The 22,121-nt window shown below is 72.0% G+C and carries 14 protein-coding genes and 2 pseudogenes; 6 read left to right on the top strand and 10 right to left on the bottom strand.

Annotated elements, in window-relative coordinates:
• Positions 1-296: 296 nt before the first annotated feature.
• A pseudogene (gene hemC / locus B079_RS32035) lies at positions 297-1,183 on the bottom strand (hydroxymethylbilane synthase).
• A gap of 354 nt (positions 1,184-1,537) precedes the next feature.
• On the opposite strand from hemC, the pseudogene B079_RS32030 reads away from it, so the two are divergent.
• Positions 1,538-4,273, top strand: a pseudogene (locus tag B079_RS32030) (Tn3 family transposase); the annotation flags it as partial.
• Between the two features lie 72 nt (positions 4,274-4,345).
• On the opposite strand, the gene B079_RS35860 reads toward B079_RS32030, so the two are convergent.
• Positions 4,346-4,717: a GNAT family N-acetyltransferase gene (locus B079_RS35860; RefSeq protein ID WP_234016798.1), complete on the bottom strand. Its 372-nt coding sequence runs from the start codon at positions 4,715-4,717 to the stop codon at positions 4,346-4,348.
• Between the two features lie 725 nt (positions 4,718-5,442).
• Here B079_RS35860 and B079_RS0114245 point away from each other — a divergent pair.
• Together B079_RS0114245 and B079_RS0114240 are read left to right on the top strand one after the other, a co-directional pair.
• Complete coding sequence (locus B079_RS0114245) at positions 5,443-6,141, top strand: hypothetical protein (protein ID WP_018546490.1); 699 nt, start codon at positions 5,443-5,445, stop codon at positions 6,139-6,141.
• A gap of 315 nt (positions 6,142-6,456) precedes the next feature.
• On the top strand, positions 6,457-7,179 hold the full coding sequence (locus B079_RS0114240) for a TNT domain-containing protein (RefSeq protein WP_018546489.1): 723 nt from the start codon (positions 6,457-6,459) through the stop codon (positions 7,177-7,179).
• A gap of 61 nt (positions 7,180-7,240) precedes the next feature.
• Here the strand turns inward: B079_RS0114240 and B079_RS0114235 are convergent, their stop codons facing one another.
• Positions 7,241-8,296 carry a YncE family protein gene (locus B079_RS0114235; RefSeq protein ID WP_018546488.1) on the bottom strand — a complete coding sequence of 352 codons (1,056 nt, stop codon included), beginning with the start codon at positions 8,294-8,296 and terminating at the stop codon, positions 7,241-7,243.
• 142 nt (positions 8,297-8,438) lie between these two features.
• Between B079_RS0114235 and fes the strand changes: the two genes are divergently transcribed.
• The gene (fes, locus tag B079_RS0114230; RefSeq protein ID WP_018546487.1) at positions 8,439-9,710 is read left to right on the top strand and encodes an enterochelin esterase; all 1,272 of its coding nucleotides are present in this window, start codon (positions 8,439-8,441) and stop codon (positions 9,708-9,710) included.
• Between the two features lie 7 nt (positions 9,711-9,717).
• On the opposite strand, the gene B079_RS0114225 is transcribed toward fes, so the two are convergent.
• The 7 genes from B079_RS0114225 to B079_RS0114190 form a co-directional block, all read right to left on the bottom strand.
• Complete coding sequence (locus tag B079_RS0114225; protein ID WP_018546486.1) at positions 9,718-13,638, bottom strand: non-ribosomal peptide synthetase; 3,921 nt, start codon at positions 13,636-13,638, stop codon at positions 9,718-9,720.
• Positions 13,635-13,865, bottom strand: coding sequence for a phosphopantetheine-binding protein (locus tag B079_RS0114220; RefSeq protein WP_018546485.1), 231 nt, complete (start codon positions 13,863-13,865; stop codon positions 13,635-13,637). Before B079_RS0114220 ends, B079_RS0114225 begins: the two co-directional genes overlap by 4 nt.
• Before the next feature lie 5 nt (positions 13,866-13,870).
• Positions 13,871-14,503 carry an isochorismatase family protein gene (locus tag B079_RS0114215; protein ID WP_018546484.1) on the bottom strand — a complete coding sequence of 211 codons (633 nt, stop codon included), beginning with the start codon at positions 14,501-14,503 and terminating at the stop codon, positions 13,871-13,873.
• Positions 14,504-14,517: 14 nt separating this feature from the next.
• Positions 14,518-16,206, bottom strand: coding sequence for a (2,3-dihydroxybenzoyl)adenylate synthase (locus B079_RS0114210; protein ID WP_018546483.1), 1,689 nt, complete (start codon positions 16,204-16,206; stop codon positions 14,518-14,520).
• On the bottom strand, positions 16,203-17,435 hold the full coding sequence (gene dhbC, locus B079_RS0114205; protein ID WP_018546482.1) for an isochorismate synthase DhbC: 1,233 nt from the start codon (positions 17,433-17,435) through the stop codon (positions 16,203-16,205). Before dhbC ends, B079_RS0114210 begins: the two co-directional genes overlap by 4 nt.
• Before the next feature lie 135 nt (positions 17,436-17,570).
• The gene (locus B079_RS0114200) at positions 17,571-18,383 is read right to left on the bottom strand and encodes a 2,3-dihydro-2,3-dihydroxybenzoate dehydrogenase (protein ID WP_018546481.1); all 813 of its coding nucleotides are present in this window, start codon (positions 18,381-18,383) and stop codon (positions 17,571-17,573) included.
• A 271-nt stretch (positions 18,384-18,654) separates the two neighbouring features.
• Entirely contained in the window at positions 18,655-19,644 is a 990-nt protein-coding gene (locus tag B079_RS0114190) for an ABC transporter substrate-binding protein (protein WP_018546480.1), read from the bottom strand.
• A gap of 307 nt (positions 19,645-19,951) precedes the next feature.
• On the opposite strand from B079_RS0114190, the gene B079_RS0114185 reads away from it, so the two are divergent.
• Both B079_RS0114185 and B079_RS0114180 read left to right on the top strand, forming a co-directional pair.
• Complete coding sequence (locus B079_RS0114185; RefSeq protein ID WP_051095091.1) at positions 19,952-21,001, top strand: FecCD family ABC transporter permease; 1,050 nt, start codon at positions 19,952-19,954, stop codon at positions 20,999-21,001.
• On the top strand, positions 20,998-22,074 hold the full coding sequence (locus B079_RS0114180; RefSeq protein ID WP_018546478.1) for a FecCD family ABC transporter permease: 1,077 nt from the start codon (positions 20,998-21,000) through the stop codon (positions 22,072-22,074). Before B079_RS0114185 ends, B079_RS0114180 begins: the two co-directional genes overlap by 4 nt.
• Positions 22,075-22,121: the final 47 nt, after the last annotated feature.

Below are 22,121 nucleotides of genomic sequence, written 5' to 3'. Positions count from 1 at the left end.
TCGTTCAGGGTGCGCGTGGTGACGACTGGTCACGGCGGAGGGCAGCGCGGCTCGTACGGAGAGCGGTGACGGGCGCCGAAACGCTGTGCAACGTAGCGATGAGACGTGAGCACGTCAATGCTGCGCGTGACGGGTGGGGCGACTTCGGGCCGCACCCGTCAATTCCTGGGCGTCCGACCGCTGTTACGCGTCCTCGTCGGCGCGGAGCGTCAGGTCGAGCGGGCCGGGGAAGCGGGCGTAGAACTCCTCGCGGCGCGGTCTCCTCGGCCCGTCGCGGTTCTTCGGCGCGCGGTGTCTCAGATGCGCCGGGAGGCGGCGAGGACGTCGGCCGCGCCCTGGCCGATGAGATCGTCTGCCACGGCACGGCCGACCTCCTCCGGGGCGCGCCCCGCCCGCTCGGCGCCGAGGACGACGGAGCCGTCCGGGGCGTACACCCGGGCCGCGAGGCGGACTTCGCCCGAGGCGTCGACGGTGGCGTGCCCGGCGATCGGGGCGTGGCAGTGTCCGGCGAGCGCGCGCAACAGCGTCCGCTCCGCGACTGCCGCACGGGTCGCGTCGGCGCCCACGAGCGGGGCCAGGACCGCGAGGGTGGCCTCGTCGGCCGCCCGGGTCTGCATGGCCAGCTGCCCGGCGCCAGGCCGGGCATCATCCGGTGCGCGTCCAGGACGTCCGTGGCCTCGGCCTCCCGGCCGATCCTCCGCAGCCCCGCTCCGGCGAGGACCACGGCGTCGACGGCCTCGCCCGTACGGGCCAGAGCCAGGCGGGTGTCCGCGTTGCCGCGTACGGGGACCAGCTTCAGATGCGGGTGCGAGGCGGTGAGTTGAGCGATCCGGCGCGGGGCGGAGGTGCCCACGCGGGTGCCTGGGGGCAGGTCGTCCAACCGGCGCCCGCCGGGGTCGACCAGGACGTCACGGACGTCGTCCCGCCGGGGGTACAGGCACACCGTCCCCTCGGGCTCCGGGCCGTCCCCGGGCATGTCCTTCGAGCAGTGCAGCGCGAGATCCGCCCGGCCGTCGAGGACCGCGCGTGTCACCGCGCTGGTGAAGACCGCCTTGCCGCCCACCTCGGCCAGCGGCCCGGCCCAGCGATCGCCCACCGTGCTCACGGGAACGAACTCCGCCACCACGCCGGGGGCGGTCCGTTCCAGCTCGCCCCGCAACCACCGGACCTGCGCGGTGGCCATCGCCGATGCTCTGCTCGCGATACGGATTCGCTGTGTCAGGTGGGCGGAGGAGATACGCGTAAAAGCCGCCACTTCGTAGCAGAGCGTGACGCTCGAATGCGGTGAGTGTGCCTACGCTCCGTGATCTGGCCCTGGCCCTGCTCCCGGGATCGTCGCTGTTCATGGTGGCCGCTGTCAGTCGGTCGGGCGTGGGGCGGTTGGTGTGGCGTCGCTGGAGCGGACGGCGTATCCGAGGTTCAAGAGGCTGATCTCGGAACGGGAGTTGCGGGAGTTCTTCACGCCGTCGGCGGAGGAGGTGGCGTGGGCACGTGAGCGTACGCATGACCGCCCAGGCAGGGACACGGCCCAGCCGTGATGCTGAAGTCCGCATCACGGCTGGGCCGTGTCCCCAAGATTGGGGAGATACCCGAGGTGGTCGTGGCCCACGTGCGCGATCAGGCGGGGCTCGCTGCGGGGACAGTGCCAGAGACGGATTCCGAACGGAGCGAGGAGCGCTACCGTTCCGCCGTACGTGACCGCCTGGAGCTGAAGCACAAGCCGGCCGAGGCCCGCTCGGTCGCGGAAGTCGCGATGCGGGCGGCGGCGCCGGTGAAGGCGCATACCGCGGACCTGGTGAACGTGGCGCTGGAGGAGCTGGTCCGGCAAAAGGAGCGGCTGGAGCTTCCGGCTTTCTCCACCCTGGACCGGGTGGCTGCCCGTATCCGCTCCGAGGTGGAAGCCTCGCAGTGCGAGGCGATCGTCGCGCGCATGAGTGACGCGGCGCGGCAGCGGGTCGCGGGCATGCTGGAGGTCGTCGGGGGCGAGTACCAGAGCCTGTTTGCGTGGATCAAGCAGCCCGCCCGGCGGGCGACCTGGTCGCGGTTTAGGGCGCATGCGGAGCGGATGGAGAGGGTGGACGGGCTGGGGGATGCCGTCTTCTGGGTGGGGAAGACACCGCCGGCGAAGGTGGCCGCGCTGGCCGAGCAGGCGAGGGTGCTGTCGGTGGGCGAGATGAAGGTCATCGCCGAGCCCCGGCGCACCGCGATGACCGTGTGCCTGCTGGCGCAGGTGCAGGCGGCGGTGCGGGACGAGACCGTGGTCATGCTCTCCAAGCGCATGTCCTGGCACCTCAAGCGGGCCCAGGAAGAGCTGCTGGAGATCGAGAAGCGGCAGAAGGAGACCACCGAGCAGCTCCTGGCCACCTTCCGGGACGTGCTGACCGCCCTGCGCGGCAGTGGCGAGGCCGCTCCCGGCGCGTGGGAGGGGGAAGCGTCGCTGGACGACCTGCTGGCGCTGAAGAACGCCCGGGCTGCGATCGAGACGGCGGGCGGGTTCGAGGCCCAGCTGGCGGAGCTGGAGGCCCTGGACGCCTACCGGGGCAGCAACTACACGGCACTGGTTGAGCGCTTCTTCAAACCGGACCGGCCGACCATGTTCAAGATCGCCCGCCGTCTGTCGTTCACCGCGACCTCGACCGACCGCAGCGTGCTGGACGCACTGGACCACGTCCTCGCCTGTCAGCACCTCACCCGGCCCCTCGTGGCGGACACGCATCCCACCCGCACGGACGAGAACGGGGAGTCGGTACGGCTGGACCTGTCGTTCGCGCCGAAGATGTGGCTGAAGACCGTCTACTCCCGTGAACATCCGGGAATGCTGGTCCGCCGCCATTTCGAGGCAATGGTGTACGCCTGTCTCGTGGAAGAGCTGCGCTGCGGTGATGTCGCCGTGATCGGCGCCGAGGACTACGGTGACTGGACCCGCATGCTCCTGCCCTGGGAGCAGTGCGAGCCCAAGCTCGCGCGCTTCTGCGAGCAGGCCGGCCTCCCCACCGCTGCGAGCGAGTTCACCGTTCGGCTGCGCGAGCGGCTCACCACGATCGCCGAGACCGTGGACGCCGGGTACCCGGACAACAAGGACCTCACCATCGACCCGGTCACCGGCGTCCCCTCCCTCGCGGTACGTAGAGCAGGCGAGCGCACCGCCTCCGCGGAGAAGCTGGAAGAAGCTCTCTCCGAGCGTCTTCCCGCCCGCAGCGTGCTGGAACATCTGGCGCGGGCGGCGCACTGGACCAACTGGTGGAAACGGTCCGGCCCACGCTCGGGCAGCGACCCGAAGCTGAAGGAACCCCTGCCGCGCTACGTGACCACCGCGTTCGTCTACGGCGCCGGGCTCGGCCCCGCTCAGGCAGTACGCCCTATGCGAGGCAGCGTGGCCGCGCACGAACTCGGCGCGATCGCGCAGCGCCACTTCACTATCCCAGTTCTCAACCGGTGCGGTGCCGACGTCGTCAACGCCCACGCCGGCCTGGACCTGACGGCGGCGTGGGGTGACGGGTCGGTGGCGGCGGTGGACGGCACCATGATGGACACCGTCATCGGCAACCTCCTCGCCGAGACATCGATCCGCTACGGCGGCTACGGCGGGATCGCCCACCATCTCGTCTCCGACACCTACGTTGCGCTCTTCTCCCGGTTCATCCCGTGCGGGGTGTGGGAGGCTGTCTACCTCATCGACTCGCTCCTTGCGAACGAGTCGGAGGTCAGGCCGGACACCGTACACGCCGACACCCAGGGCCAGTCCTTCCCGGTCTTCGGGCTCGCCCACCTGCTCGGCATCGACCTGCTGCCGCGGATCCGCAACTTCCAGGACCTCACCTTCCACCGCCCCGATCCCCAGGTGCGCTACCGGCATATCGACGCGCTGTTCTCCGCTGATCCGCGCACCTGCATCGACTGGCAGCTCATCGAGAGCGGCTGGAAGGACCTCATGCAAGTCGGCCTGTCGGTACGCGAAGGCACCGTGTCCTCCGTCACCCTCCTGCGGCGCCTGAACAACCACTCCCGCAAGAATCAGATCTACCGGGTCTTCCGCGAGGTCGGCCGCGCCGTCCGCACGATCGTTCTGCTCCGCTACCTGTCGGACCCACAACTGCGGGAACAGATCACCAGGGCGGCGAACAAGGCCGAGGCATACAACGGGTACACGAAATGGCTGCACTTCGGCGGAGACGGCTACCTGCGCTCCCGCGATCCCGAACTCCAGGAGAAAGCCGTCAAGTTCCTCGACCTGATGGCCAACAGCATCATCTTCTCCACCACCGTCGACATGACGGGCATCTTCGCGGTGGGATCCGCAGGAGTGCGCCATACGTATGGGCGGATCGGCCAGTGTGAGCCAGTCCTACCGGCTGGAGGGAACCACCGGCCCCCGGGCGATCAGGACATCGGCTTCGTGGCGCCAGCCGAGGGAGGAGTAAAGGCGCTGGCCTTCCTCACTGGCGATGAGAAGACCGGTACGGGCGCCCTGGGCCACGGCGGCCTCCACCAGAGCGCTCATCATGGCGCGGCCCAGGCCGCGTCGCCGGTGTGCCGCGTCCGTCTCGATACGATCGGCGACCGCATCGGCGCCGACCACGGCGATGGTGCCACGCGCCGCCACCTCTCCGGAGGAGTCGTGGAGGGAGACGACCGTGACTGGTCCCTCCGTGCGGACCTCGCGCTCGTACGGCGCGGCAGGCGCGTGCTGCGGGTGCTCGGCCAGATCGGTCGTCATGAACCACTCGGACCGGTGGAGCAACTCCAGTCCGGCGGCATCGACGACGGCTTCGACGGTAGCCGGGCGCAGCGTAGGTACCGTGAGCCAGGTGATCTGCCGCGCGGCGGCGACGGCTGCCGCCAGCCGTGCCAAGGACTCGGGCTCCTCGTCCGCACGGAGCGCGAACACCTCGACCTCGCGGCCGGGTTGGTCGCACTTGGACCGCAGGCCGTCCCCGGCGGACTCGACCGGCTCGGCTTCGGGCAGGGAGCGAGCCACGGTCCAGCCGTTCAGCCAACGTCGTATCAGCTCTGATTCGATCTTCGTCATCCGGCGATTAGAGCATGACCGCAACCGGTGGACGGGCGAATAACCGTCCCCCGTCGTCCGCCGCCGGCAGGCGACGCCGCCCTCCATTTGCCGGTCGGTCTGAAACCCGCGTAGGTGACAGCGGGCAAGGAAAGCGTCCTCTTCTCGTTCATCACTCTGCGTATTCACTAGCCGAGGGATGTGCCCCAACCACAGGCTCCAGGGGCGTGGGCCGGGTGCTCATGCCGACAGCCTGTCCGGCCGCCGGGGCGGGACCTGGGGCCCGCCGTGATCATGTCACCGGTCTGCGACAGCGTTGTCATGGAACGACGGTGCCGCTTCTTCCCGGCTCACAGACCCCGCATAGTGATCGAGCGACCACCGGGAGCCGACACGCGCTTCGGTCGCATCTGCTGATGACCAAAGGGGATTTCATGTTCGGCAACCGTCGCAAGACCCTCCTCGTCTCCGCCGCGCTCGTCGGCGGAGCCATGCTGATGACCGCATGTCAGGACGGCGACGCGACCGCGGACTCGGGTGCCGCACAGGGCTCGTCGTCGGCCACTCCCACCGGTGACGTGCCCAGTTCGTCCGGGGCGGCGGCTACGGGCGGCGGAAAGAACACCGGTAAGGACTCCGGTGCGACGGGCCAGGGAACCGGAGGCGCGTCCACCGGCGCGGGCTCCGACTCCGGTTCCGGCGCCGACACCGGCGGCGGCAAGCGGGAGCCCGTCGAGCAGGGCTGCGGTGCCAACGACATCTCCTGGAGCACCAAGTCCGAGACGCAGGGCGGGGGATACATCCTGATCACCGCCAAGGCGAAGCCCGGGATCACCTGTTACCTGCCCGCCGCGCTCCCGACCGTGGCGTTCGGCTCCGACGGCACCGAGGCGCGTCCCGCGGAGCAGAGCGTCGGCCAGCAGATCAAGCTGAGCGGGAACACGGCCGCCTACGCGGGGGTGAACCCGAAGACCACCAAGGAAAACGGCGGCAAGGAACTGGACTTCATCATCGTCGCCATCGGTGACGACGACCCCAATCCGGTGTCCCTGCGCGTCGGCACCATCACCGTCGACCGTCCGATCGTCACCAACTGGCACACCGCCCCGGCGGATGCCGTTCCGTCCAGCTGAACTCGGGTCCGCCTGACCGGCGTTGCCCGGACACACTACGGGGACGGCCATGACACTCCCCAGTGATCGGCCGTCCCCGCAGTACATCCGGCACCCTGCTACCCCGGCTCCCCAAGAGCAACACGGTCCCGCACGTGAGTCCGCTCACACAATTGCGCCATGCGGGTTTCCTCGCTGCGCCGTTCGAAGGTCTTTCCGGCCCCACCATCCCGGTATCTCGTTCTCCCGGCCGCCACTAATGGCTCCGTCACGGGCATCGCCCGTGTGCCCGGTGCCGTGCGGCACCGGCTGAGAAGGGACAGGGAAGAGACTCGGATGAAGCTACTGCGTCGCCTCGTGGTGGGTGCGCTCACGTCGCCGCTCCTGCTGATCGGCCTCGCACCGGGCCCCGTCGAGGCCGCCGGTGCCCCCGTCGAGGCCGCCGGCGCCCCCGCCGCCGCCACCGGCGTGGCCGGGCAGAGCTGCCCGACCACCCACCGGTCGGCCGGTACGACCACGGCACCGCCGACCGGGCTGGAGACGTACTACCGCGAGGACTGGCGGCTGGGCCCCAGCCATCTGCCCCGCACCGGCCCGATCGCCCGGATGCTGCGCGGCTGGAAGCCGCAGGACGGCACCTCGCAGTACTGGTTCCTGGGCTGCTACTGGCAGACGGACCAGCAGAACAAGTCCGGCTGGTGGTACCCGGACAACGACGGCTTCGTCCTGCGTGACGGCCGCCCCGTGCACGAGACCAAGACGCTGACGGCCGGTCAGATGGTCGACCTCTTCGGCAGCGGCCGGGGCAACTTCCTCGCCCCGCAGGGCACCCCGTACAACCGGCGTGCGATCCCGCCGACCAACCTCGACGAGTACAACGCCTCCGACCCGGCGTACAACTACCACCTCTACAAGGTGGTCAAGCCGTTCACGGTGGAGGCAGGTCCGATCCGCCCCTGGTTCGGCCAGCCCGGCCTCGGCACCCAGTACGTGACGAGCACGACGATCCCGAACCTGCTGAACGCCGGAAACCTCCAGGAGGTCACCCCGGCGACCTGACCGGCGACCTGCCCCGCCCCTCGATCGCCCCGCGCCGCACCTGGCGCGGGGCGATGCCGTGTCACCGTCCGACGGTGACGCGGTGGACGACGTCCTCGCCGCCGGGGCCGGCGGCGGACTTCTCGGTGACGTACGCGATGCCGTCGGCGATCTCCACGTGGTTGGGGTTGGCGCCGACCGCGACGGTCTTGACGACGTCACCCTTCCAGGGGTCGACCACGGTGACGGTGGCGGACGTGCGGTTGGCGACGACGACCCGGCCCGAGCGGGTGTCGGTGGCGACGGAGAGGGCGCCCGCGCCGGTGGCGACGGTCCTGGTCACCTTGCCGGTCAGCAGGTCGACCTCGGAGAGGGTGCCCGCGGCCTGGTCCGCGGTGTAGGCGGTCAGGCCGGTGCGGGAGAGGGAGACGGAGATGGGACCGTCGCCGGTGGGGATCAGCCGGGGGGTCCGCGCGTACGGCGAGACGGCGATGATCCGGTCGTTGTTCAGGTCGGCCGCGTAGACGGTGCCGGTGATGTTGTTGACCGCGAGCCCGGCGGGGCTGCTGCCCTCCACCGTGACGCGCTTCTTCTCCTTCAGCGTCCTGGTGTCGAAGGCGGCCAGGGTGCCGTCGCCGAAGCCGCTCGCCCAGGCGGTGTTGTGCACCGGATCCACGACGATCTCGCGGGCGTGGGCCACGTTCGGGAAGGTGGCCAGATGCGCACCGGTCTTCTGGCTGTAGACCGCCACCGAGTTGTCGCGCGTGTTGGTCGTCCACACGGTGTCGTGCTCGTCGTCCACGGCCACGCCGTAGACGGCCTCCACGGCGCCGGTGGCGGCATCGGTCACCGGCGGGGTGTAGGTGGCCTCGACCTCGAGGGTCTCGGGGTCCAGCTTCAGCAGGGCGGAGGAGGTCACCGGCGGGCGGCCCACCGCGGTGGTGGCCCACAGGACGTGGTTCCGCTCGGAGTACGCGGACTGGTAGAGGCCCTTCGCGACCGGGGCCGACTCCACGGACGGGGACTTGGCGGCGGCGCTCGCCGTCCCGGTGCCGGTCAGGGCGACGGCGCCGCCCGCGGCGAGGGCGACGGCGGTCGCGATGATCCGGCGGGAGGGGCGGGTGGTGGATGAGGTCATGCTGCGTGCATCTCCTTGACACCAGGCGCCTCTGAAGGAGGCGCTTCCGGGTCCAACTTAGCTTAGCCTTGCCTAAGTTGTGACCGACTCTCGTGTGGTGCTGGGCACAACACGAACCGGTACGAGGAGAGAGAACCGCCGTATGACCGTCGCCGCCGTGCCGCCCCGGGACACCCCACGCCGTCCGCCCCGTCTGGAGCGGCCCACCCCGACGCCCCGGCTGACGGCATCGTGCCGCCGGCTCCCGGCGCCCGACGGATGCGAGGCGTTCTGGGCGGCGGTACGGCGCGAGGGCACCCCCCTGACCGGCCCGGACCCGCTGGACGACGACGACCACATGGCCGTCACCTGGCTCTGGCGCGGTACCGCGGCGACCCGGGCGGTCCAGGTCATGCCCAACAAGATCGGCGACCCGCGCGCGCCCCACGACAACCTCATGGAGCACGTGCCCGGCACGGACGTCTGGCACTGGACGGCACGCCTGCGCCGCGACTGGCGCGGCACCTACGACCTCTTCGTCGACGAGGGCGGCGGTCCGGAGCACGGCACACCCGAGTACTGGCAGTGGCTGCGCACCCGGCGCCGCCCCGACCCTTTCAACTCCCGCACCACACCCCGGCGCTGGGGTGGCGACCCGGTCCCGTACGCCGAACTTCCCGGAGCCCCCGTGGCGTTCGGCTGGGAGGAACGGCCCGGGGTGGCACGCGGCACCGTTCGCGCCCCCCAGGTGCCCAGCGCGCACCTGGGGGGCCACCGCAGGGTCTGGCTCTACGAACCGCCGGTGCCGTCCGGGCATGCCGGGGACCTGCCGGTCCTCGTCCTGCTCGACGGCGAGCACTGGCAGGAGGAGCTGGGGGTGGCCCGGATGCTGGACAACCTGATCGCCGACGGCCGCATCCCGCCGGTCGCCGCCCTCCTGCCCGATTCGGTGGACCCCGCCACCCGCTGGGACGAACTCAGCTGCCGCCCCGCGTACGCCGACTTCCTCACCGAGGAACTGCTGCCCTGGGCCGCCGCACGGCTGCCGCTCACCTCCGACCCCGCGCGGACGGTCGTCGCCGGGCAGAGCCTCGGCGGCCTCACCGCCGCGTACGCCGCCTACCGGGCTCCGTGGCGGTTCGGCAACGTCCTGGCACAGTCCGGGTCGTTCTGGTGGCCGAACGCCGAGGACGCCACGGAGGCGGAGTGGCTGACCGGGCAACTGGCCGCCGCACCGCGGTTGCCGGTGCGCTTCCGGCTCTCCTTCGGAGAACAGGAGTGGGTGGTCCTGCCCGCCGCCCGGCGGCTGCGCGACGTCCTGGCGCGGGCCGGGTACGACGACGCGGTCCACCGGGAGTTCAACGGCGGCCACGACTACCTGTGCTGGCGTACCGAACTCGCCGACGGACTGGTCGAACTGCTCGGCGTGGCCTGAACCGGCGTCATCCGTCGAGCTCCTTCAGCCGGGCCGCCAGGACGGCGGCGATCTCGTCGAGCTGGGCGTCGCGCATCATCGCCGGATGCGTGCAGGCGAGGTCGTGGCCGACGACCTCGCCCCGCACGTGCGGGCGCCAGGCGGCACAGGTCAGCCAGTCCTCCGCGCGCGGGGCCGCCGCGGTGAAGAACAGCACGTCGCCGTCGTAGGGCCGGTGGGTGTGCTCGCGCATCATGCGGGCGTGGTTGGGGACGATGTCGACGATGCTGTTCAGCGTGTGGTCCGGCAGTCCGGCCAGCGGGCTGCCGCCCGCGTTCAGGGTCGCCAGCACATCGTCCCGGTCGCGCTCCGTGGTGCGCTCGAGACCGGCCATGCGCAGCACCGCGGTGAGGGCGTCCCCTTCCTCGGGGGCGGGCCGCTCCCGCCACTGCTCGGAGGGGAAGGCGTCGAGCAGCGCGAGCAGTTCGACCTCCTCGCCGGCCTCCTGGAGCAGGACGGCGGCGTGGTGGGCGAGGACACCACCGACCGACCAGCCCGCGAGCCGGTACGGACCGTGCGGTCGGACCTCACGGATGCGCTCCACGTAGTCGGCGGCCTCCTCCTCCAGCGTCACCGGCAGCGGCTCGTCCCGGACCAGGCCGCGTGACTGGAGGCCGTACACCGGCTGCCCGGGACCGAGACGGGCGGCGAGCCCCGCGTAGCACCAGGCGATGCCACCGGCCGGATGGAAGACGAACAACGGGGTCGCCTCCCCTGCGCCCCGCAACGGCAGCAGGACGTCGAGGGCGTCCGCCGAGGCGGGGCCGGACCTCTCCAGCCGGGCGGCGAGGGCCGCCGGGGTGGGCGACTCGAAGAGCGACCCGATGGTGAGTTCCGCGCCCAGCTCCTCGCGGATGCGTCCCACCAGCCGCACCGCCAGCAGGGAGGTGCCACCGAGGTCGAAGAACGAATCGTCGGGACCGGTCTTCGCGACCTCCAGCACCTCGCCGAAGAGGCGGGTGAGCGTCGCCTCGCGCCGACCCGACGGGCGTCGTGCGGCGGAGCCGGTGAACACCGGTGCGGGCAGCGCGCGCCGGTCCAGCTTGCCGTTGGGGCTGAGGGGGAACGCGTCCAGAGCCACCACGGCCACCGGCACCATGTGCTCGGGCAGGTCCCTCGCCACCCCGGCGCGCACCGCCACGGGGTCGGCGCCACCGGTCACGTACCCCACCAGACGCTGCTCGGAGCCGTCCTCCCGGACCACCGCGCAGGCCCCGTCGACGTCGTCCTGGGCCGCGAGCGCGGCCTCGATCTCGCCGAGTTCGATGCGCTGGCCGCGCAGCTTGACCTGGAAGTCGGTACGGCCCAGGTACTCCACCTCGCCCTCGGCCGTCCACCGGGCCAGATCGCCGGTCCGGTACATCCGGGAGCCTGCCGCGCCGAAGGGATCGGCGACGAAACGGGCGGCGGTCAGCTCGGGCCGGTTCAGATACCCGTCGGCGAGCTGGCGCCCCGCGAGGTACAGCTCACCGGGGACGCCGGGCGGGCAGGGCCGGAGCGCCGCGTCCAGGACGTACAGGCGGGTGTTCCAGACCGGGCGGCCGATGGGCACCGGACCCGAGCCGTCGGCCTCGCAGGCGTGGTACGAGACGTCGACGGCGGCCTCGGTCGGCCCGTACAGGTTGTGCAGTGCGACCTCGGGCAGCGCCCGGGCGAACGCGACCGCGGTGTCCCGTGGCAGTGCCTCCCCGCTGCAGAACACCCTGCGCAGACCACCGCAGGCGGCGGCACCCTCGGCGGAGAGGAAGACCTGGAGCATGGACGGGACGAAGTGGCAGACGGTGATGGCCTGTTCATGGATGACACGGGCCAGGTAGTCCGGGTCCTTGTGGCCGCCCGGCTCGGCCACCACGAGGGTGGCACCCACGCGCAGCGGCCAGAAGAACTCCCACACCGAGACGTCGAACGACGACGGCGTCTTCTGCAGCACCCGGTCTCCGGGCGCCAGTTCGTACGCGGCCTGCATCCACCGCAGCCGGTTGTCGATCGCCTTGTGGGGGACGACGACGCCCTTGGGGCGGCCCGTGGAACCCGAGGTGTAGATGACGTACGCCGGATGGTGCGGCGTCAGCGGGCGCGACGGGTTGATCGTCAGACAGCCGCTGAGGTCGAGCCCGTCCAGCACGACCAGCGGGGTGCCTGCCGTCTCGGGGAGCCGGTCCGCGCGGTCGGTGACGGCACAGACGGGCGCGGCGTCCTGGAGCATGAACGCCAGCCGCTCGGCGGGGTAGTCCGGGTCCAGCGGCAGATAGGCGGCGCCGGACTTCACCGTCGCGAGGAGGGCGACGACCAGCTCCGCAGAGCGGGGCACCGACACCGCCACCACCGTGCCGGGACCGGCGCCGAGCGACTGCAGGTGCCGGGCGAGGCGGTTGGCCCGGGTGCTCAGCTCACGGTAGGTCAGAGTGGTGCCGCCGTACACCAGGGCCGTCGCGTTCGGGGTGCGGTCGGCCTGTGCCTCGATGGGGCCGACCAGCGTGGTGGGCGGCAGGTCGCGGTCGGTCTGGTTGAACTCATCGATCACCAGGGCGTGTTCGGCCGCAGTGGCGATACCGAGGCCCGCCAGGGGGGCCTGCGGATCGGTGGCGGCGAGGCGTTCCAGCAGATGCAGGAAGCGGGTCTGGTGATCGGCGAGGCCGTCCGCGTCGTAGAGCGCGGGGTTGCCGTCGTGGTCGATGCGCAGACCCCGCCCGTCCGCGCGGTCGTAGACGTTGACCGTCAGGTCCTCCACCGGCCCGGCGGACAGATTGCGGGCCCGGGCGGGGACGCCCGCGAAGTCCACGCCGTAGTCGAAGGGCATGACGTTGACCAGCGGGCCCACCAGCGACCGGTTCTCGCCCAGCAGGCCGAGGTCGCGGCGGATGTCCTCGTAGCGGTAGCGCTGGTGGCGGCGTACCTCGCGGACGGCGAGCACCACCTGGCGCACCAGCTCGGCGAAGGTCGCCTCGGGGGTGACGGTGAGCCGCAGCGGCAGCACGTTCATCACCATGCCCGGCACCCGCAGCGCCACCGACCCCATGCGGCCCATCATCGGCAGCCCCAGCACCACGTCGCGGCGGCCGGTGGCGCGCGAGGTGTACAGGGCCTGCGCGGCGATGATCACGTCCGGCCAGGTGGCGCGGAGACGACCGCCCAGCTCACGCAGCGCCTCCGTGGTGTCCGGCGTCAGCTGCGCGGTGCGGCGCAGGAACGTACGCGCGGGCAGCGCGCCGCGACCCGCCAGGTGCGGTGCCTCCGGACGATCGGAGAACGCCGTGGACCAGTGGCGACGGTCGGCCTCGAACGCGTCGGAAGAGCGGTACCCGGCGTCCTGCGCCACCAGGTCGGCGAGGGTGCCGAAGGTACGCGCCGGGGGCTCATCCCCGCGTACCAGGGCCGAGTAGACCTCCGCGGTGCGGCGGACCAGGAGGGAGTGGCCGAAGCCGTCGATGACCAGGTGGTGGACGCGCTGGTACCACAGCCACCGCTGGTCGGCGGCGCGGAAGAGCGCCTGCCGGACCAGCGGCCCGGCGGCCAGGTCACAGGGGCGGGCGAGGTCGGCCCGCATCCACGCCTCGGCCTCGCCGTCCGGGTCGCCGGCGCCGCGCAGGTCGACGACGGTGAGCTGCGCCGCCGCCCCGGGCACGACGTACTGACGGGGGCCGTCCGGGGTGTCCTCGAAACGGACCCGCAGCGTCTCGGCCTCGTCGGCCACCCGCCGCAGCGCGGCATCGAACAGTTCCTGGTCGAGCGGCCCGTCGATCTCCAGCACCTCGGCGGTGTTCTGCGCCGGACTGAGGGGGTCGAGAGCCTGGGCATACCACATGCCGGACTGGGCGGCGGTCAGCGGCAGCGGGCCGCCCGAAGCCGTGGCCGCGGGCGGAGAGACCTCGGTGAACCGCGCGGTCATGAGGCGACCCCCAGCAGCGGGGCCCACGCCTCCAGCGCGGGCCGCTCGGCGAGGGCGACGAAGTCCGTCTGTACGCCGTGGACACGACGCCAGCGCTCAAGGAGCGCCATGATGCGCACGGAGTCCAGCCCGTAGTCGATCAGGTTCTCGTCGAGAGGTATGTCCTGCGGGTCCTCGCCGAGGGTGTCGGCGACGTCGTGCCGCATCTGGTCCAGGGTGAGTGCCATGGGGTTCAGATCTCCTTGAGCAGCGCGTCGGTGGTGGTGACGACCGCGCAGCGGCCGGCGGCCCAGCGCAGGGCCATGTCGTGCTCCTCGCGGGAGAAGTCGGCGACGGCGTCGGCGACGACCCACGTCCTGATGTCGCGCTGCCAGGCATCGGCGGCGCTCATCATGACGCCGATGTGCGCGTAGACACCCACGACGACGAGCTGGTCGCGTCCGCGCTCGCGCATCAGCCGCTCCAGCTCGGTGCGGACGAACGCGCTGTACTTCCACTTGGTGACGGTCAGATCGCCCTCCGCCGGGGCGACTTGCTCCGGCGCGGCCAGGGCACCCGGGTCGTCGGCGACGCCAGGACCCCAGAAGTCGAGCTGGAGACCCCGTTCCTCGGGGGTCTGGCCGCCGCGCTGCGCCGAGTGCACCACCGGCACACCGGCGCGACGGCACGCCTCGACGAGACGGGCGACGTTGTCCAGCATGCCCGTCAGCGGCTGCCGACCGGCCGGATAGGCGCGCAGGAAGTGGTTCTGCAGGTCGTGGACGAGGAGTACGGCGCGGGCGGGGTCCATGTCCCACTCGACGCGGTTCGCCGGGAGCTGGTCCGCCGTCGGCAGGGGATAGGGGGAGATGGCGGGAAGCGCCATGGGGTGGGGGCCTTTCAGTGCTGTGGGGGCGGCGACGGCTGCTGCTCGGCGGCGCTCGCGGTGGAGCGCAGTCCCTTCTTGCTGACCTTGCCGATGCCGGTCTGCGGGAAGGCGTCGACGAACTCCACCAGGTCGGGCACCTTGTAGGCGGCGATGCCGCGCTCGCGCACGAACTTCTTGACGTGCACGGGCTTCAGCGGTTCGGCGTCCTTGCGCAGGACGACGTAGGCGAGGGTCCGTTCCCCCAGGTAGTCGTCGGCCACGCCCACCACCGAGACGTCGTGGACGGCCGGGTGGGTGAGGATGATGTTCTCGACCTCCTCCGGCGCCACCTTCTCCCCGCCCCGGTTGATCTGGTCCTTCGCCCGGCCCTCGACCACCAGATGGCCGGTGGGGGTGCGTCGGACGATGTCGCCGGTGCGGTAGAAGCCGTCCGGGGTGAAGGAGCGCGCGTCGTGCTCGGGGGCCCGCCAGTAGCCGCGGATGGTGTACGGGCCACGGGTCAGCAGATGGCCGAAGCCGCCGTCGGGGACGTCGCGGTCCTCGTCGTCGACGACGCGGATCTCGTCGTCCGGGGAGATCGGGCGACCCTGGGTGGTGACGACCGTCTCCGGATCGTCGTCCAGGCGCGTGTAGTTGACCAGTCCCTCGGCCATGCCGAAGACCTGCATCAGACGGCATCCCAGTGCCGGTTCCAGACGACGGGCCGCGGCCTCGCTGTACTTGGCGCCGCCCACCAGCACCAGTTCCAGGCTCGACAGGTCCCACGCGCTGTCCGGGGCGGCGTCGGTCCACACCAGGGCGAGCGGGGGCACCATGCCCGTCATGGTGATCCGTTCGGCCTCGACGAGGGGGAACGCGGTCGCCGGGTCGGGCGCCGGGCACAGCACGCTGGTGCCACCCGCGTACAGCACGCCGAGCCAACCGGGCGAACTCATCGGGAAGTTGTGCGCCGCAGGGAGCACGACCAGGAAGCGGGTGCCCGCGTCGACACCGCAGATCTCATTGGAGCCCCACAGCGAGTACAGGTAGTCGTCGTGGGTGCGCGGGATCAGCTTGGACCGTCCGGTGGTGCCGCCGGAGAGCTGGAGGAAGGCCACCTCGTGCGGCTGCGGACCGGCGGGGAGGTCCACGGGGTCGGCGGGCACGTCGGCGAGGGCGGTGTGCTCACCGGGGTCGCCGACGACGAACACCTCCCGCAGGCTGGGCGTGTTCGCCTTCACCTTCGACGCCAGCTCGCGGTGGTCGAAACCGGCGTGCCGGTCGGGGACCACGTACGCGACGGCCTCGGTGAAGGAGCAGAAGTAGGCGATCTCCGTCTCCCGGTGCGCCGGAAGCGCGTACACCGGCAGCGCGCCGAGGCGGAAGAGGGCGAAGACGACCTCGACGAACTCCCCGATGTTGGGCAGCTGGAGGACGACGCGGTCGCCCTTGCCGATGCCCCGCGCGGCGAACCCGGCGGCGAGGCGGTCGGCCCGTTCGTCCAGCTCCCGATAGGTCCAGGTACGGCGCTCCGGGGCGGGGTCGACCAGCGCGATCCGGTCGGGGTGGGCGGCGGCGCGGTCGCGGAGCACCCCGCCGAAGGTCTCCCCGCGCCAGTAGCCGGCCGCCCGGTACCGTGCGGCGAACTCGGCGGGCCAGGTGGGGGCGTCGAGTCCCGGCGTGGTCGCCAGGGCGGTGCTCGCGGTGTCCGGCGCGGTCACAGGGAGGCTCCCACGGCGGTCAGGAACGTGCCGAACTTGGCACCGGTCTCAGCGGTCTCGGCCTCCGGCGAGGACCCGGCGACGATCCCGGCCCCGGCGAACAGGCGCAGGGTGCGGCCCTCGGCCTCGGCACAGCGGATCGTCACGACCCACTCGCCGTCACCGTCGGCGTCCTGCCAGCCGACCATGCCCGTGTAGGCGCCGCGGTCGAACGGCTCGGACTCCGCGATCACCTTGCGGGCGAGGCCGGTCGGAGTCCCGCACACCGCCGGGGTGGGGTGGAGCGCACAGGCGAGATCCAGCGCGGTGGTCGCGGGGTCGGTGATGTCACCGGTGACGGTGGTCGACAGGTGCCACATCGCCGCCGTGCGCACCAGGGTGGGCCGCTCGGGCACCTTCAGGCGCGAGCAGTACGGTGCGAGGGCCGCGCGGACCGCGTCCACCACGACGGCGTGCTCGTGCAGATCCTTCTCCGACTCCAGCAGCGCCGCCGCGCGTCGTACGTCCTCGGCGAGGTCCGTGGAGCGCGGCGCCGACCCGGCCAGGGGATTGGCGGTCAGACGGCGGCCGGTGCGGGAGACCAGGAGTTCGGGGCTGGCGCCGACCAGGGTGCGGCCCGGGCCGCTGGGCACCGCGAAGGTGTAGCCGGACGGGTCGCGGCGGGCCAGGCGGCGCAGCATCGCCGACAGGTCCGGCTCGGTGTCGCTGGTCAGTTCCAGCGTGCGGGCGAGAACGACCTTGGCGAAGTCACCGGCCTTCATCCGTGCCACGGCGGCGGCCACCGCTTCGCCGTACTCCGCGGCCGACGGCACCTCCCGCACGCGCCAGTCGACGGGCGCGGGGGCGGTCGCGGGCAGGGCGATGAGCGGGTCCTCGCGCAGCGCCTGGGCGCGCCGCACCGTTCGCGGCACGGCGAGCGCGGCGGGTGCCGAGGGGTCGAAGGGGAGCGCGCCCAGGACGACCGGGTCGCGGTCACCGGCCCGGCGGCGGGCGTCGAGCACGGCCTTGACCCGTACGGTCACCGGCTCGTCGCCGGACGGGAGTTCGGTGGCGGTGCCATGGCCGAGCAGGGTGCGATGAGGGGTGGCCAGGAAGCGGTCCTCGCCGGGCCGGTAGGCGTCGAGGAGAGCGGTGGCCGCACCAGGAGTGAGGTGCGAGGGAAGCGGCCGGTGCAGGGCGTCGGAACCGTCCTGGGTGGGGACGCCGGACGCGCGTACAGGGGTGGACATGGTGATCTCCGTGGGAACTGGCCGCCGCGCGGCGGCACTCGGTGGGGGGCCGGCACGGGTCGGCCGTCGATGGTGGAGTGGGGCCGGTGCGGGTCGGCCGTCGATGAGGGGGGACCGGTGCGGTGCGGGGCGGTCTTATGCCCGGAGCGTGGCGCCGCCGTCCACGTACAGGTCGTGCATGGTGATGTGGCGGGCGCGGTCGGAGGCGAGGAAGACGACGGCGTCGGCGATGTCGGCGGGGTCGGCGATCCGGCCGAGCGGAATGCCGGTGCGGTGGGCCGCGAGGTCGCCCTCGATGACACGGCGGGCGGCGGCCTCGTCCTCGCCCTCGGTCCACAGGGCCCGCTGCATGTCGGTGAGGGTCGAGCCGGGGGAGACGGTGTTGCACCGCACCCCGCGCGCGGCCACCTCCAGGCCGAGGCACTTGGTGAACATGACCGCGGCGGCCTTGGAGGCGGCGTAGGCGGACAGCCCGGACCGGGGAATACCGGCCGCGTTGGAGGCGACGGTGACGAGGGAGCCGCGGCCCCGGGCCGTCATACGGCGGGTCACGGCGCGCGAGACATGCATGACGCCGGTGGTGTTGACCGCGAACGTGGCGGCCCACTGCGCGTCGCTGAGCCTCTCCACCGGTGAACTCCACAGCACACCGGCGACGTTGACCGCGATGTCGAGCGGGCCCTCGGTCTCCTCGATCTCGCCGACGAGCGCGTCGACGGCCGCCGCGTCGGTCACGTCCAGGCGCCGGGGGAGGACCGTGCCGGGGAGGCCGGCGGTGAGCTTCGCCGCCTGTCCGACCTGGTCGCCGTCGAGGTCGGTGGCGATGACACGGACGCCCCGTTCGGCGAACGCCCGCACCACCGCCTCGCCTATTCCGCGTCCGGCGCCTGTCACCAGAGCGATCCGGCCCGCGAGTCCGTGGTCGTCCGGGGCGGTGTGCGACCTCACTTGACCACGGCCTTCCGGAGGGTGTCCCGCGTGGCATCGGCGGTGGGGCGAAGGGAACGGGAGGTCTGGTACGGCACCATGGCCTGCAATCTCCGTCACTGAAGAGGCGGTCAACTTAGGTTAGGCTAACCATACTTCGAGGGGGAAGGTCGTCGTCAGGTCACCGTCCGTCCCTCGGGGGCGGCGGGGCGTGTGCTCCTCGCCGCGCGGGCGGTGCGACCGGCGGGCGCGGGCCTACCGGCGCCCGCCGGATCCTGACCGGACGCCGGGGCTATCGCTCGGCCAGCGCGCCCTTGATGTCGTCGAGCACGATCCGCGCGGAGAGCGGACCACCGGCGCTGTTCCACGCCGAGCCCTCGACGACCACGACGTGCTTGTCCTTCTCGGCCCGCAGCTTCCCGAAGTTGGTGACCTTCCGCGCCTCGCGGTACGCCTTCTCGCCGTCGGCCTTGTCGCCGAGCGTGCCGAAGAACAGCCAGTCGCCGTCGATGGTGGTGAGCTTCTCCAGGGAGACCGGCTCGCTGTGCCCGGCGCTCGCGCCCTGCTGGTCCTTCGGGCGGGTCATGCCGAGCGCCTTCAGCGTGGAGCCGACGACCCCGTCGCCCTTGCCGACGACCGAGGGCGCGCCGTCCTGCCAGCGGATGACGGACACGGACCGCCCGGCGTTGCCACCGAGCTGCTTCTTGAGACCGGCGACCTCCGTGTCGAAGTCCGTCAGCCACTTCTCGGCGTCCGCCTTCTTGTTCAGGGCGTCGGCCGTGTCGGTGAAGGACTTCTTCCAGTCCTCGTTCAGCTTCGCGGTGACGACGGTCGGCGCGATCTCCTGGAGCTTGTCGACGGTCTTCTTCGCACCGGTCGTCTCGTCGAGCAGGATCAGGTCGGGGTGCAGCGCGGCCAGCTTCTCCATGTCGGCCTCGGCGACGGTCGCGACGACCTGCGCCTTGGACGCCTTGTCGGCGAGGTAGGTGGAGACGCCCTGCTGGCCCCGGCCTGCGGTGACACCCACGGGCTCTATGCCGAGGGCGAGAGTGGCATCGGTGGTCGGCTCGCTGAGCGTGACGACCTTCCGCGGGTCGCTGGGCACCTCGACCTTGCGGCCCTGGGCGTCGGTGATCTGACGTGTGGTGGCCGCCGCGGTCTTGTCCTTCCCGCTGTCACTGTCACTGTCGTCGCTGCCGCAGGCGCTCAGGAGCAGGGCTCCCGTGACGGCGGCGGTGCAGGAGAGCAGGACCGCGCGGCGGGAGGTTCGGTTGAGGGACATGTGCGTGATGCTCCTAAGGAAACAAGAGGGGAAGGGATGTGCGGCGGGCCGGTGGGCCCGCGCGGCGTTCGGCCGACCGGCGACCGGGCGCGCGGGGCGAGGAGAGGTGACGGCGCGGAGGTCCGTGACACGCGGTCCGGCGCCGAGGACCGGTGAAGCGGACCGGCCGACGGTCCGTCAGATCCGGGGCGGGGCCTGCGGTCTGGGCGCGCATGTCTCCTCTTCCTCCGCTGAATCGGCCGACGGCCGAGCAGTTCCGGCAGTGTGATCACTGGCATGCGCGTTTAGGTTAGCCTAACCTAAGTGCATGGTGACTGAAACGCGTCCCCGCCCGGGGGAGACGCCGCGACTATCGGCCACGCCACCCCGCCGTTCCCCACGGCTGACCGGCCTGGTGACCGGTGTGGTCCTCCTCGTCGCGACGTGTGCGTTGTCGCTTGCCGTCGGCGCGGAGCACATCCCGCTCGGCGACGTGTGGTCCGGCTTGTTCTCGCCCTCCGGCTCCCGGTACGACAACATCGTCCGTGAACTGCGGCTGCCACGAACCCTCATAGGGATCGCCGTCGGCGCGGCGCTCGGCCTGGCGGGCGGTGTGATGCAGGTCCTGAGCCGCAATCCGCTCGCCGATCCGGGACTGCTCGGCGTGAACGCGGGAGCCTCGGCCGCGGTCGTCACCGCGATCGGCGTCCTCGGCATCACCTCGTTCACCGGGTATCTGTGGTTCGCGCTGCTCGGCGCCGCCGTCGCCGCCGTCCTCGTCAACGCGCTCGGCGGCACCCGCGCGGCGACCCCGGTCCGGCTCGCCCTCGCGGGCACCGCCGTCAACGCGGCCCTGTTCGGCTACGTCAACGGCCTCCAGCTGTGGGACCTGAGCACCCTCGACACGATGCGCTACTGGTCCGTCGGCACGCTGGAGAAACGCGACCCCGAACTCCTGCTCGCCGCCCTGCCGTTGCTGGTCACCGGTGCCCTGCTGGCCTTCGCCCTGGCCCGGCCGCTCGGCGCGCTCTCGCTCGGCGAGGACCACGCGCGTGCGCTCGGCACCTCGGTACGCCGCACCCGGATCCTGTCCGTCGTGGCCATCACCCTGCTGTGCGGCAGCGCCACCGCCGTGTGCGGCCCGATCGGCTTCGTCGGCCTGATGATCCCGCACGCCGTCCGGGCGTTCACCGGACCGGACCCGCGCTGGATGCTCCCCTACTGCGCCCTGTTCGCCCCCGCCCTGCTCCTCGGGGCCGACGTGATCGGCCGGGTCGTCGCGTCGCCGTCCGAGATCCAGGCGGACATCGTCACCTCGTTCCTCGGTGGGCTGCTCTTCGTCCACCTCGTACGCCAGCGGAAGGTGGCCCAGCTGTGACGACCCTGGTTCAGGACGAACAGCGCCCGATCCGCGTCGAGTTGCGCGCGGGCCGACTCCGTGTGGGCCGCTACTCTCTCCGCTTCGACCCGCGCACGGTCCTCGTCTGCCTCGCGCTGATCGTGCTGACGGCGTTCCTGGTCGTGCTCTCCGTCGGCACCGGCACCTACGAGCTGTCGCCCGCTCAGGTCCTGCGGACCTTCGCCGGGAACGGGCCGCCCGGCGCCGAGTTCATCGTGCTCGGCCTGCGGCTGCCCCGTGCCCTTGTGGCCGTCCTGGTCGGCTTCGGCACCGGCATGGCCGGCTCCGTCTTCCAGTCGCTCACCCGCAACCCGCTGGGCAGCCCGGACATCATCGGATTCGGCAACGGCGCGTCCGCGGGCGCGCTCGTCGCGATCATCTTCCTGAACGCGGGCGCCCCGCAGACCGCGCTCGGCGCGCTGGTCGGCGGCTTCGCCACGGCCACGGCGGTCTATCTGCTGGCCTGGCGCCGTGGCGTGCACGGGTATCGGCTCGTGCTCGTCGGCATCGGCGTGTCCGCGGTGCTCGGGGCGGCGACCAGCTTCCTGTACGTCCGCGCCGACATCGGCAAGGCCGCGCAGGCGGCGAGCTGGATGATCGGCTCTCTCAACGACCGAGGCTGGAACGAGGTACGCATGGCCGGGCTCGGTCTCGTGGTCTGCGTTCCCGTCGTCCTGGTCCACGGGCGTCGGCTGACCATACTGGAGATGGGCGACGACACGGCGGGCGCGCTGGGTGTGCCGCCGGAACGCAGCCGCCTGATCCTGCTGTGCGCGGGCACCGGCCTGACCGCGATGGCGGTGGCCGCCGCCGGTCCGATCCCGTTCCTCGCGATGGCCTCGCCCCAGCTGGCCCGGCGCGTCACCCGGGCGGCGGGGCCGAACGTGCTGCCCTCCGCGTGGATGGGCGCCCTTCTGGTGACGACCGCCGATCTGGTGACGCAGCGCGTGACCGGATCGGCCCTGATGCCCGTGGGAGTGGTGACCGGGGTCGGCGGCGGCCTGTTCCTGGCGTGGCTGCTGCTGCGGGAGCGCAAGGCGCATCACGTGTGACCGGAAGGTCCGACAGGAGTCCCCCCGGCGATGGCCGGGGGGACTCC

It is taken from the genome of Streptomyces sp. LaPpAH-108 (assembly GCF_000373625.1).
Taxonomy (GTDB): Bacteria; Actinomycetota; Actinomycetes; order Streptomycetales; family Streptomycetaceae; genus Streptomyces.
This window is presented reverse-complemented; position numbering and strand designations above follow the sequence as displayed.

What these genes read in the sequence shown, in the direction of transcription:
- B079_RS35860 (WP_234016798.1), bottom strand. Translation starts at nt 4,717, where the DNA reads ATGACGACCGATCTGGCCGAGCACCCGCAGCACGCGCCTGCCGCGCCG.
- B079_RS0114245 (WP_018546490.1), top strand. Translation starts at nt 5,443, where the DNA reads ATGTTCGGCAACCGTCGCAAGACCCTCCTCGTCTCCGCCGCGCTCGTC.
- B079_RS0114240 (WP_018546489.1), top strand. Translation starts at nt 6,457, where the DNA reads ATGAAGCTACTGCGTCGCCTCGTGGTGGGTGCGCTCACGTCGCCGCTC.
- B079_RS0114235 (WP_018546488.1), bottom strand. Translation starts at nt 8,296, where the DNA reads ATGACCTCATCCACCACCCGCCCCTCCCGCCGGATCATCGCGACCGCC.
- fes (WP_018546487.1), top strand. Translation starts at nt 8,439, where the DNA reads ATGACCGTCGCCGCCGTGCCGCCCCGGGACACCCCACGCCGTCCGCCC.
- B079_RS0114225 (WP_018546486.1), bottom strand. Translation starts at nt 13,638, where the DNA reads ATGACCGCGCGGTTCACCGAGGTCTCTCCGCCCGCGGCCACGGCTTCG.
- B079_RS0114220 (WP_018546485.1), bottom strand. Translation starts at nt 13,865, where the DNA reads ATGGCACTCACCCTGGACCAGATGCGGCACGACGTCGCCGACACCCTC.
- B079_RS0114215 (WP_018546484.1), bottom strand. Translation starts at nt 14,503, where the DNA reads ATGGCGCTTCCCGCCATCTCCCCCTATCCCCTGCCGACGGCGGACCAG.
- dhbC (WP_018546482.1), bottom strand. Translation starts at nt 17,435, where the DNA reads ATGTCCACCCCTGTACGCGCGTCCGGCGTCCCCACCCAGGACGGTTCC.
- B079_RS0114190 (WP_018546480.1), bottom strand. Translation starts at nt 19,644, where the DNA reads ATGTCCCTCAACCGAACCTCCCGCCGCGCGGTCCTGCTCTCCTGCACC.
- B079_RS0114185 (WP_051095091.1), top strand. Translation starts at nt 19,952, where the DNA reads ATGGTGACTGAAACGCGTCCCCGCCCGGGGGAGACGCCGCGACTATCG.